The following is an 11,453-nucleotide window of genomic DNA, read 5'->3' as shown; positions in this document are numbered from 1 at the left end:
CATCTTGATGGTGCACGCATATTTAACGCTGCGGTAGCGCTTGGTGTAGATGTTAAGGAGCTTGTTGCTCCTGTTGATTCGGTTATGTTCTGCCTTTCGAAGGGTCTTAGCGCACCCATAGGTTCACTCGTGGTAGGCTCTAGTTCCTTTATAGAGAGGGCTCGTAGAATGCGAAAGATGCTGGATGGTGGGATGAGGCAAGCTGGCATTATAGCTGCTGCCGGTTTAGTTGCGCTTGAGAAGATGGTTGATAGGCTGAGAGAAGATCATGCCAACGCACGCCTGTTAGCTGAAGGTTTAGCGAAGATAGATGGCATAAGGATAGATCTTAGAAGGGTTCAAACCAACATAGTTATGTTTGACGTCTCAGACCTAGGCTTCACAGGCAAAGAATTTGTAGAGAAGCTCTTGAAGTACGGTGTGAAGGCTCTTACATTAAGAGGGAACGTGATCCGTATGGTTACGCATCGAGGCATAACTAGGGAGGACATACTCGAGACCTTGGATGCTGTAAACGAAATCTGCATAAAAAAGTTGATATAAAACTCCTCACCTATCTTAAAACAATAAGATAAATGGGGTGTGCTATGCAGCAGCAAGCAGACGGCAAAGAAGAGAAGGGACTCGACCTCACCTCCAGAGTGTACAAGCTGGTTGTAGAGCACGGTAAAGAGGGGGTTCTTCAGAGCGAACTCTGGAAGAAACTTAACCTAACTAGCAGAGACGGGTCGAGGTTAGCGATAAGGCTAGAGAAGAGGGGGCTTGTGAAGAGGGAGCGGGTCCTCGATAACGGGAGATGGACATATAAACTTACACCACTGCGCCTACCGATTCAGATAAAATCGATAGAGCAAGCCCCCTGTATAACCTGTGGCTCAGAGAGTAAATGTGCACCTAATGGCGTGGTCACACCCTACACCTGTGATAAGCTTGTAGAGTGGGTTAGGCGAGATTACATAGCTAACGCTCAAGACAACAAAGTGAACCAATAGAGGGTGTTTATTGAGTATTGAGGTTAAGAGAAGCCAGAAGAGACCTATATCGACGCCTCGCAGCAGCCCAAGGCTACAGGAGCCGAGCAGCATTCAAACTCATACAGATAGATAAACGCTACCACATCTTTCAAGAAGGAGATAAAGTCTTAGATCTGGGCTCAGCACCCGGCGGCTGGCTTCAAGTGGCTTCTGAAAGAGTTGGTGCAGAGGGGCTTGTCGTCGGTGTGGATCTAAAGGGCATCCAGCCTATTGCTGAGAATGTCGTAACTCTAAAGATGGATGTCTTCAGCGAAGATCTCGTTGATGCGGTCAAATACTACACTAGGGGTCTGGTCGATGTTGTACTCTCAGACCTCTCACCTAATGTGTCCGGTATTTGGAACCTCGATCACATCAGACAGATAGAGTTGACAAGAAGAGCGATCTCGCTGATGCCCCATCTACTAAAGCCCTCTGGCTCAGCGGTTTTAAAGGTCTTTGACGGAGAGGAGCTTCAGATCGTAAAAGCTCAGCTGAAGAAGGTCTTCGAGAAGGTAGATATAACGAAGCCGCCAGCGAGCAGAGGACAGAGCAGCGAACTATATTTAATATGTAAAGGATACAAACCCGAGCAAGACCTACTTCAGACCTAAAACAGTCTCCTCAACAGCCTCTTTCGGCGCATCAGTCCTTAAACCCTTTGGGTTAAATACGGTTCTAGCAGCCCTAAACCCTCTAGCCCTAAGAGCGCCTATAACATCTTTAACAGATGGCGTCACTACCTTCAGCCGCTTAGCCAACTCATCCACAGTATAGTAAGATGGTGGAAGATCACACTCATCCAAGGCTATGGTGAAGATCTTATCCTCGAGTTTATGTTCTGATCTAAGCTTCAAAGCGGCTTCAAGAACCCTATTTGAGAAGAGTGTACCAACCCAAAGAGGACCCGCACTCAACATCCTTGCTCCACACGTTGGGCAGAGCTCTCTCCGCTCTCCGCTCTCTCTGTAGCCACATTTACTGCACTGGTTTATGTACCCTATCTTATCCAAGTTTTCATCCGCTTTTGAGGCGCCGCTTTCCAACGTAAAGTAAACTCTGATGTAATGTCTACTTGCGTGCGCAAACACAGGAGTTATACCCGCGTTTATGCTCATGGCTTGCCTCGCTGCTGCGCTGAGGAGAAGCCTAGCCCCAACTTCATTACCATATTCACACCGCAAAGAAGATCCACCATATCTTCTCAACGCTACCTTAGGGTATACTCCACATAACACAGCTGTGTCTGTTGCTGTAAGGGAGATCAAACCGCCTCGCTTAACCGCCCTTAGAGCCGCTGGTAGATAGGGCAGAGGGGAACCAAAGGGGTCGATATCCACTATATCGAAGCGGCTTCGTGGTGCTGAATGTTCAGCCAAAAAGACCAGCGCATCTTTGGTTGAAAAGACACATCTATCAAACACACCGTTCAACTCCGCCGCCTTCTTAGCCAGCTCGATCGCTTTAGGGTTTAAATCGTTGAGGTAGACTCGAGCAATCTTATGGCATTCTTTAGCTACCCGAAGCCCTCTCGCACCCACACCAGAAAGCACATCGGCAAAGGTTACATCAACGCCTAGTAAACTAACATAGGCGCTGTAGATCTTCAGCGAAACATCTCTACTCAGCTTGGCTGCAGGATTGTAGAAGGCGGGTGATTTTGGTGGGATTTTGCTAAATATGCTTGATTTTGGGGCTAAGATTATCGTGTTGCCTTCTTTAACCTCCACCACCTCATCTTCAGATACCAAGCGAGCCTACCTCTTTTTGGATGACTATTTAGTGGGCTTAGGTTGCTGCCCTCCTCTTACTCTGCGAAGAGCTTCGGCTAACTCGTAGATCACCCTAGTCTTATTCATCTTCTTCTCTATCGCTATGTACCCAGATTGGATGTGGCTTCTCTTGGGGTGTCGAGCCTGAAAAGGCTTAGGTGTATAGCCGAGGAGCGAGGCTGCTTGGCAGAGTTCATCTAACGTGGGTGCCTTCACCGCTTTGTCTAGGGGCACTCTTCTACCCTCAGCCCTAGATAGGGTTGAGTTAAAGTAATCCAACCATATTATTAGGTGGTCGTATTCCTTCAACTTTTCACAAGCACAGCATTTACCACGCCATTTTGCCCCGGTCTGGATGTAACTTTAGCCAACCCCAGCTCAGTCTTTATGATCGTCCCCTTAGTTATCACCTGTCTACGCTCGTAGTCTTTGTTAGCTGGGTTCTTAGCCACACCAAGAATCTTTACACGCACAACCTTCTTTGATTCATCAACAACATTGGCGTATTGAACACTCTTCGCAGCGACTTTAATATTACCGCCTCTTACCCTGCGGATCACAATCTCGTCTTCACCTATCGTGGTCTCAGCGGGGTATCGGTCTCGCTCATACGCCCTTCTTGAGCGCGCTGCTTTCCTCCTACCGCCTGTAATCTTTCTCTTAAGTAGGTTCTCTACAGCCTTCACCATGCCCCTGTCACAGCAGACAACACTCTCCTACTTTAGGATATAAAAGGTTGTAGGGTTCCTTGCTGCCCCGATAAGCATCTGTCTACTAAAAGAATTTTTTAGGATGCTGGCGCAAGAAGAAAGAGGTCTGGGAGACGGGTTTGATCGTTCAACACGGTCCTGAGGCTGACGTTCAGATCCTTAAGGTTAGAGAGGGAGCTTTAGTGAATGAGGAGCTGCTTGATAACGACGGCATCTTAGGCTATGATGAGGGGTGGGTGGTTTCAGTCGAAATACTCGATGCGTCGAAGAAAGGTTTGATGAACGCGCTTCTTGAGCTGGCAAAATTTAGAAGAGAAACAGTAGAGCACCTACTTTCCAAGATAAGTTGAAGCAAGCTTGCATTTGGTAGGAGTGTAAAGACCCACAAACCTCAGTGTCCTCTTATAACCTTGACCATATCTTAACAACTCTATTAACATCCTATTAACTATTTTAATACTCTCTGGTAGGATTGTCTTTTTTCATTTTCCTGAGCCGATTGAGAGAGAGCTTCGGGATCTCTGATTCTTCTCCCCTATCGGTTTAATACCCCAACCATCTTGGTTGTTCTAAAAGGGGATTAGTCTGCCTCCCACCTGTATTCGAATGCCTCTTTTGGAACTTTCAAGACCTCTTCAAGTTCCTTGCCTCCTGGAAAGGTATGGAGCATCTTCAATTGAGTCGTTATGACGGTCTTGATCCCGCTTAAAGATGTTTTGGCTTTAATCCAGTTTTGGGGACTAAATATTTTATGAGAAGATGAATGTTCATCGACGGCAATTTCTAAAGCAACGTTAACAGACGAAGCTGCAAACTTGACGATTTGTTCAACAGCGTTCTTACTCTTTGCTTGCTCATACACTACCTTAGGACTAGGAACCCTATCTGAACAATTACTGGCAATGGCAAAGAACTGGGATACCGCAAACAGGACATGGTATGGCGCGTAAGCTTTCATCGCTAGTAACGATTCGTTCAGCCCAAAAGGATTTTCACCCGTCCAACCTTTTATTATTTCTTTCATCCAAAAATTCAAAGCTTGAACATTTTCAGGATCATATTCTCTCTTGAACAGCTGCTCAAAAAACTTATCAAAGATTCTTGTCTCGCTGTATGCAAAGTTCGGTCTTTGTGAGTGCCATGAGATAAACCACTTACCCACATCTACGAGATCAACCACATATTCTTTGTCTTTGTCAGCTGGTGCTTCCTCCCCCCTTTTCGTAATAAAGTAACCCTGCGGATATCTTTGCTCGTATGACTTCTTTAGGTTCAGCACTCTCTTATCGTTGCTCCTTAAATCTCTGGGTTTAACAGCGGTCTGAAAATTAGTAGAAATGCTGATTCTGTCCGCTCTGTCCCGTTGTGGTATTTCGTAAAACCTAAATAGAACATAAGTGTCATCAAGTTCTTTTACTTTTTCGCTACAAGCCAATATTGTGTTCAGAGACTGACATCCGTTCACCACGCTTAGTCCTCTCAGCGTTAAAATGTGATTATTTAGCTCTAACTTATCGCAGATCGCCGTGATCCCATTATGGTAAAAGAAGAAATCTCTATGCCTATCGCTGTAAATCGTAGCTTTAATACTCTTGTTCACAGTGTTGTTAAGACCCATGAATTGTCTAACGTTCTTCCGAAAAAGAGTGCCATCCCTTATGCCTGGTAATCTTACACATTCTCTAAGAGGTATTGCTGCGATAATCACCTGTGTTCCAGCGAGCTGCATATGTAGGTATTTTCCTTGCTCAAGAGTGAGTGAGTAGTCAAGGGAAGGAAGCTCGCGCTCTAACACCATTTCATATCTTCTTTTCAATTCGTCACTGTCAACAAGAACAAGAGATGCAGGCAGATTTTCGTCTTTTGCTAATGCTTCTTGGAATGCCTTAAGGTCTTTTTTTTGCAGTTTCGGTCAAGTTTGCAGTTGTGACGAGTTCAAATATTACGGCATAGTCTTCTTCCAGCGCGGTTGAAAGTTCAGCTAGTCTGCTCTTCAGCTTTTCGTTAGCCGTTTCTTGCAACTTAACTAAATTCCTCAATTGTAACCACAAAGAAAGAACTTCGTGTAGAGGTTCGGCATCAACCCTCGAAGCTCCTATGAACTTCCCCTGAACGACATAAACAGTCGAATTGTCGTCATTTATCACTATGGCATCAATCTGCTTATCATCAGGACCATCGGTGATGTCGTATTTCGTCTGATTAGGGTCCCTCAAATGAATATTTCGTAAATACCAGGCCACGAATCTTTGACCATCGTTATCAAAATTCTGTTGGTAGTATGGTTGTTTTATTTCTTCTTTAATTTTCTCATACATCTGCTACTTCATCCCAAAGTAACATGGCTTATTTCTGCACTTCACTATATATCGTTTGTGCTACGCTGATGAGACTGTTCCCCTATATTTAGAGGAAAGTGATTTCAGTAAGGGTTTGCTAGATCAGCTTCATAGCCTTCGCTTGTAGCTCTTTTTTAAGTTGCTCTACATCTTGGCTTAGACCAAAGTATTCTGCGAAGGCCGGTGTGGTTCGGTAGATTTTCGTCTTCCCAGACGGCTCTCCCTCTATGAACCCCATCTGCTCGAGCTGCTTTATATGCTGATAGACCTGTGGCCCACGCTTCTCAGCCAGATCCTGGGATGTGATCGGTTGGAAGAAGGCTATGTATGTAAGCGTCTTTAGGGTTGATTGCGGGAGAAGCGGCTTCATAGAGAAGCGCTTAGCAACCTTAGCGAACTGAGGCTTCAGCTGCATCGCAAACCTGTTCCCCGAGTACTCAACTATCTGTATAGCGTGCTCAGAGGAGCTATAAGACTGCATAAGTGAGCGCGCCAGCCTTATCGCTCTCCTCTTCGAAGTAAACCCAGCGGCTTTAGCGAGCTCCTCAGCAGACAAAGGTCTACCAGACACATAGAGCGCAGCTTCGATCCTCGCCTTAGCCTCACCTTCATCAGACAAACCCTGCTGCACCAGTAATCAACAGATCTTCCTCGATCTGCTCTAAAAAGACTACGCCATCAGACGCTAGGAAGAGTAGGAAGATGAATACCCTCGCAGCCTCCACCACACTCTTACCTTTAACCAGCGTTGAGAATAGGATGGGTCCGCTTTTCAACATCTCAAGCAGCGAAGCCTTAAATGGCTCTAGGCTCTCTTTAAGCCGGTTTATGAATTGGTCGATCTCCACAACAGGCTCTCTACTAACAGGCTTAGGTCGCTCGGGTTCGGTTCTGGCTGTGATCTCCTCCACCAGCCTCTGTAGGGCTGCTATCAGATCCTCAACAGATGTTGTGTGTAGCTCGTATCTTATGGGCATCGATAGTATGAAGGGTATGTCACCTACATCGACTGGTCTCTTCTCTTCGCTCATTCTTTCGCTGAGGAAGAGTGCTTCTACCTTTAGGCGGTAGATTAGTGCTGAGGATAAGGCTGCTGAGCCGCAGAGCCGAAGATCTAAACTCTCCAGCTTAGATATGAAGTTAAGAAAGAGGTTTAAGAGGTATGCTATATCAATCCTCCAAGGCTTCTGCTTCCTGATGAGGTCTGGGTTGACCAGTATGTTCAGCGGCTCTTTGGCTATCGCTTCTTTACTCAACGCTTCTTGCTGCCACCTCTATGCTCGGTCTATACTTGACTACGTTCGATACCCCCTTAACCAAGTATACCCCATACACTGTGTTAGCCTTCGCTATGAATGTATCTCTCAGCGAAATAGCGATTATCTGAGCCTTCTCAGCCCTCTCTTTCAGCAGCGCCGCGACCTTCTCAGCGTTAACAGCATCTAAGTGAGCATCGATCTCATCGAATAAGTAGAAGGGTGAGGGGTAGACTGCTTGTATTGCAAGTATAAACGAGACCGCTGCAACAGTCTTCTCACCCCCGCTAACCGTGCTCGACTCTCTAGGTAGTTTGTTGGGGAACTGAGTCATCAAGAACACCCCACTACCAAATATGTCATCGGGATTCTCAAGTTCAAGCCAAGCTGAGCCGCCAGTGATCTTTGAAAAGACTGTGCGTAGCTCCCGATCTATCTTCTCGAAGGTGCTCATGAAGACCTTCCTCTTCTCAGCCTCAACCTTCTCGATGAACTCGATGATCTTATCCCTCTCGACTTCAAGCTGATTCCTCCGCTCTGAAAGGTTCTTATAACCTACGTAAGCTTCTTTGTACTGAGCGTCTGCCAGAAGGTTGACTTGCCTCCTGAGCTCCTCATACTCCTCACTCAGCTTTTTCAGCAACTCATCCACACCCTCAAAATACTCTAGTGGATCGGTGTACCCGTAGATCGAAAGCTCACTAAGATACCTATTCTCGGCATCAGCAAGCATCTCAAGGTTTCTGTTGTTTATCAGAAGTTCCTTTTCAACGACACTAATGGAGCGCCGCAGCGCCTCTTCTTGAGATCTAAGGTGCCTAAGCCTACTTTCATACTCCTCTATTAGAGCCCTGCTCTGCTTCGACTGCTGAAGTAGTGCAGCCTCCTCCTCTTTTAGAGATTGAAGATCTTGAGATATGGTTTTCAGCCTCTCTTCAGAGGATTTTATGAGCACCTCTAGCTCCTTAGCCTCAGCCGAATATTTTTGCAGCTTCTGCTCTACATCTTGTATGCTCGGCATTAGCCTATACTCTAGATCACTCTTCTTCTTCGCTAACGCCGTCAGATGCTCTCTCATCTGAGCTGCTAGATCTTCTACGATCTTCTGCTTAGATGCGATTTCTTCAGCCGCTGAACGCTCCTCTTCTGCAGGGATCTTTGATGAAAGTTCTTTTATCCTCTCCTCTATAGTCTTCAGCATCGACTCTACCCTCCCTATAGTTTGAAGCTTTCTGTCTATCCGCCTACGCATCGCTTCGACTCTCTGCTCCTCTACCACTATTCTCCGCTTCACCTTATTCCCAAGCCTAGTGTATCTTTCTACGGCTTTTGAGAGGGCTGCTGCTTCAGCCTCTATCCGCTCAACTCTAATCCTCTTCTTAATCTGCTCCTCTTTAAGCCGAGTTAGCTCTTTATCTAGGGCTGCTAGATCGGCTTTACGCTTCCTAATCATCTCTCTTAAGGCTTGTAGAGCTTTGGCGACCTCCTCTTTACCCGATTTATACCCAAGCATCGTGGTTAGAGCCTCTAGCCTATCTGAGAACCCTATCGTGAATCCTTTACCCATGGGCTCAAACAATAAGCCTTGGAGAGTTACAGCACGCAGCCCCTGTTGCGAAGCCAAGTAAGCGTATCTAGGCGACTCAGCCAAAACCACATCACCTAATATAAAGTTCACCAACCCTCTGAAGCCAGCGTCGCAATCCACATGCTCTGCCAACGCTCCTACGATTCCTTCAAGCATAGGCGGCTTTACCGCCTCAGACTCCGAAACCTCTGACAGGGGTATGAGTTTAAGCCTCTTAACTTTGAGTTTCTTAGCAACCTCAGCCACTTTAAGCATCGCCTTAACATCAGCGACTACAAGCGCATCGCACCACTCACCAGCAGCAGACAAGACCGCAGCTTTATACTCATCTTTAAAGGAGATCAGATCCCTAAACCTACCTACTACCCCCTCTACCGACCCATCTTTTGCTGCCTGAATCAGAAGGCTAACCGATACTTCATCTGGCGCGATCTTCTCTAAGGTTGTGTGCTGGGCGTCGAGTTGAAGGATCTTTTTGCTTGCCCTCTCGAGCACCTCTAAAGCCGCTTCGACCTCCTTCTCAACAGCCTCCTTTCTCTTAGCTAACGCCTCAGCCTCCTCTCTCAATTGAGTTAGAGCACCCTCTTCACTCTCTTTAAACTGGAGAATCTGGTTTAGGTTCTGCTCAAGGTTGCTGAGCGTCTCTAAGAAGCTTGCCGACCTCTCCTTTACGCTCTTCAGATTCTCCTCAAGCATACTCATCCTCTGCCTATCCAGCTCAACCTGAGACCTCAGCTCGGTCAAGCGGGCTGTAAGCCTACTCTGCCCAACCCTTAACCTCTCGATTCTGCCGCTTAATGTTTGTATCACCTGCTGCAGCCTCTCCTTCTCCTTTTGTAGATGAGTTATGCTCTTCTCCAGAACCTTTTTTTCACCTTCAAGCGCTTTCAACTTCTGCTCGTCTTCTTTGATCTGCTTCTCCAGCCCCTCTTTTTCAGCAACTAGGGTTTGCCGCTCCTCTTTTAATCTAGGTAGGGTCTCCTCCAACTCAAGAAGTCTGTGCGATGCCTTCGCCTTTTCGCTCCTAACTCTCTCCTCCTCATAGAGAAGCTTACCTATCTGAGACTGCAGCTCAACCAGCCTTCCGCCTGAAGTGTCAACAACTGTTGTCAAGAAGTTCCTTTTCTCCTCCTCCACTCTTGCTATCTCAGCCCTAAGATCGTTTAACCTGCTGTTAAGTTCCTGTAGCCTAGCGGAGTTCTCTTTGGCTTTGGCCTCCTCCTCTTCTTTCCTCTTTCTAGCCAAGGCTATGTTTCTCGAGGCTATCAGCGCTTTCACCCACCTTAACTCATCCTCAAGGTGTCTTAGTCGAAGCTGATCGTTCCTCTCACCTTCTAGAGAATACACTCTATGCTCTATCTCGCCTATACGCGCCATAGCGACTTGCAGCCTCATATCAGCCTCTTGGAGCTGCTTGAGTGCTTCGGCCTTCTTTGCGTCAAAAGGTGATACACCAGCGATATCCTCTATCAGCCTCCTCTTCTCATCAGGAAGCATCTCTGAGATGTGCATAACCATCCCTTGAGGAACTATATTGAACCCCTCGTGAGTGATTAGCGCTAAGTCAAGTATCTCGGTAACAACATTTCGCGAAGTCTTTTTGCCATTCAGATAATATGTGCTTTCGCCCTTCTGATCCGTCTCCCTAGTAATTGTTACGGTTTCTGAGTCAATGGGGATAGATTTGTCGCTGTTATCGAAGACCACAGTAACCCTAGCAGAGGGCGGCTTATTTTCGCCGCCATCATATATCAAAGAAGATAACTTATTGACTCTAAGCGCCTTCGGGCTGTTCTCGCCTAACGCAAAGAGTATAGCATCTATTAAGTTACTCTTACCACCACCATTAGGACCTGTTATCGCCGTCAACCCAGGCTCAAATTTTAAAGATACGGTCTTCTCACCAAAAGACTTGAAGCCTCTAATCTCAAGCCTCTTTATGAAAGCCATCTCTACTCTCGGTCTTCTAACCCTTAGTGGCTTGAATGGGGATTTAAGTGTGATGGCTAACTTCTGCTTCACTTTTTGGTTTGAATAAGTGAAGCAATGTTGTAAATCTTTTGGTAGAAACTCAAAATCTTTTTCTAAACCTTACTCTTCTTAATACTCAGTACTATTTTTTTCTTCGATCTGCGTGATCAAACCTTTTATTCTACCTCGCGTAGATATGTTTAGTGTTCTGATTTGAAAGAAGAAGTGCCTCTTAACTTAGCCCTACGCCTCATGCATCCGAGACCCACTGTACTAGTGAGCTGCGCCTACGCTGGCAAACCTAATATCATAACCTTAGCTTGGTCCACACCTCTATCCCATAACCCGCCTCTCTTAGGAATCTCAGTGGGGTTGGAGCGCTACAGCCACGCCATCATAGCAAAGTCTGGGGAATTTGTGGTCAACATACCTACAATAGACTTAATTGAGCAAACAGTATTCTGCGGCGAGCACTCTGGGTGTGAAGTCGATAAGTTTAAAGAAACGAAGCTAACCCCCATACCCTCTCTGAAGGTTAACGCCCCCTCTATCCTAGAGTGTGTAGCGCATCTAGAGTGTAAAGTTGTGCAAAGCGTCCGCACAGGAGACCACACATTCTTCGTAGGCGAGGTAGTAGCGGCAAGAGTTAACCAAGGTCTGTTCAAAAGAACCTTCGACCCAACTAAGGTTCAGATAATAATGCATCTAGGAAGCAGAGACTTCACCACAAACGAGCAGAGGTTAAATATTGTTATGTAGGGTAACGGCCCCCCCATCTTTACGCTTAGCTCAGAATTATCTGTC

11 protein-coding genes and 1 pseudogene are annotated in these 11,453 nt (G+C 46.4%); 5 read left to right on the top strand and 7 right to left on the bottom strand.

Annotated elements, in window-relative coordinates; translation table 11 throughout:
- The 3 genes from HA494_06725 to HA494_06715 form a co-directional block, all read left to right on the top strand.
- On the top strand, nt 1–543 hold a 543-nt coding region (locus HA494_06725; GenBank protein NHV97461.1), incomplete at its 5' end, for a threonine aldolase.
- A gap of 44 nt (nt 544–587) precedes the next feature.
- Nucleotides 588–992 (top strand): winged helix-turn-helix transcriptional regulator, encoded by a 405-nt coding sequence (locus HA494_06720; protein NHV97460.1) that lies wholly within the window; start codon nt 588–590, stop codon nt 990–992.
- Between the two features lie 17 nt (nt 993–1,009).
- A complete protein-coding gene (locus HA494_06715; GenBank protein ID NHV97459.1) occupies nt 1,010–1,627 on the top strand; it encodes an RlmE family RNA methyltransferase in 618 nt (205 codons plus the stop codon).
- On the opposite strand, the gene HA494_06710 is transcribed toward HA494_06715, so the two are convergent.
- The 3 genes from HA494_06710 to HA494_06700 are packed head-to-tail and all read right to left on the bottom strand — an operon-like array spanning nt 1,613 to nt 3,474.
- Complete coding sequence (locus tag HA494_06710) at nt 1,613–2,764, bottom strand: tRNA (guanine(10)-N(2))-dimethyltransferase (protein NHV97458.1); 1,152 nt, start codon at nt 2,762–2,764, stop codon at nt 1,613–1,615. The genes HA494_06715 and HA494_06710 overlap by 15 nt on opposite strands.
- A 24-nt stretch (nt 2,765–2,788) precedes the next feature.
- Nucleotides 2,789–3,094 carry a hypothetical protein gene (locus tag HA494_06705; protein NHV97457.1) on the bottom strand — a complete coding sequence of 102 codons (306 nt, stop codon included), beginning with the start codon at nt 3,092–3,094 and terminating at the stop codon, nt 2,789–2,791.
- Nucleotides 3,091–3,474 (bottom strand): 30S ribosomal protein S8e, encoded by a 384-nt coding sequence (locus HA494_06700; GenBank protein NHV97456.1) that lies wholly within the window; start codon nt 3,472–3,474, stop codon nt 3,091–3,093. The genes HA494_06705 and HA494_06700 overlap by 4 nt, the downstream gene beginning before the upstream one ends.
- A 140-nt stretch (nt 3,475–3,614) precedes the next feature.
- Between HA494_06700 and HA494_06695 the strand changes: the two genes are divergently transcribed.
- Entirely contained in the window at nt 3,615–3,845 is a 231-nt protein-coding gene (locus HA494_06695; protein NHV97455.1) for a DUF2283 domain-containing protein, read from the top strand.
- A 230-nt stretch (nt 3,846–4,075) separates the two neighbouring features.
- Here the strand turns inward: HA494_06695 and HA494_06690 are convergent.
- The 4 genes and pseudogenes from HA494_06690 to HA494_06675 all read right to left on the bottom strand — a co-directional run bounded on the left by HA494_06690 (nt 4,076) and on the right by HA494_06675 (nt 10,700).
- Nucleotides 4,076–5,813, bottom strand: a pseudogene (locus HA494_06690) (AIPR family protein).
- 118 nt (nt 5,814–5,931) lie between these two features.
- Nucleotides 5,932–6,453: an SMC-Scp complex subunit ScpB gene (locus HA494_06685; protein NHV97454.1), complete on the bottom strand. Its 522-nt coding sequence runs from the start codon at nt 6,451–6,453 to the stop codon at nt 5,932–5,934.
- Complete coding sequence (locus tag HA494_06680) at nt 6,446–7,090, bottom strand: hypothetical protein (GenBank protein NHV97453.1); 645 nt, start codon at nt 7,088–7,090, stop codon at nt 6,446–6,448. The genes HA494_06685 and HA494_06680 overlap by 8 nt, the downstream gene beginning before the upstream one ends.
- Nucleotides 7,083–10,700 carry a chromosome segregation protein SMC gene (locus HA494_06675; protein NHV97452.1) on the bottom strand — a complete coding sequence of 1,206 codons (3,618 nt, stop codon included), beginning with the start codon at nt 10,698–10,700 and terminating at the stop codon, nt 7,083–7,085. The genes HA494_06680 and HA494_06675 overlap by 8 nt, the downstream gene beginning before the upstream one ends.
- A 162-nt stretch (nt 10,701–10,862) precedes the next feature.
- Between HA494_06675 and HA494_06670 the strand changes: the two genes are divergently transcribed.
- The gene (locus tag HA494_06670) at nt 10,863–11,408 is read left to right on the top strand and encodes a flavin reductase family protein (protein ID NHV97451.1); all 546 of its coding nucleotides are present in this window, start codon (nt 10,863–10,865) and stop codon (nt 11,406–11,408) included.
- The last annotated feature ends 45 nt before the right edge of the window (nt 11,409–11,453 follow it).

Source organism: Nitrososphaerota archaeon (assembly GCA_011605775.1).
GTDB lineage: Archaea > Thermoproteota > Nitrososphaeria > Nitrososphaerales > JAAOZN01 > JAAOZN01.
Note: the sequence above shows the minus strand (reverse complement) of the source record. Positions and strands in the feature narration are given on the sequence as shown.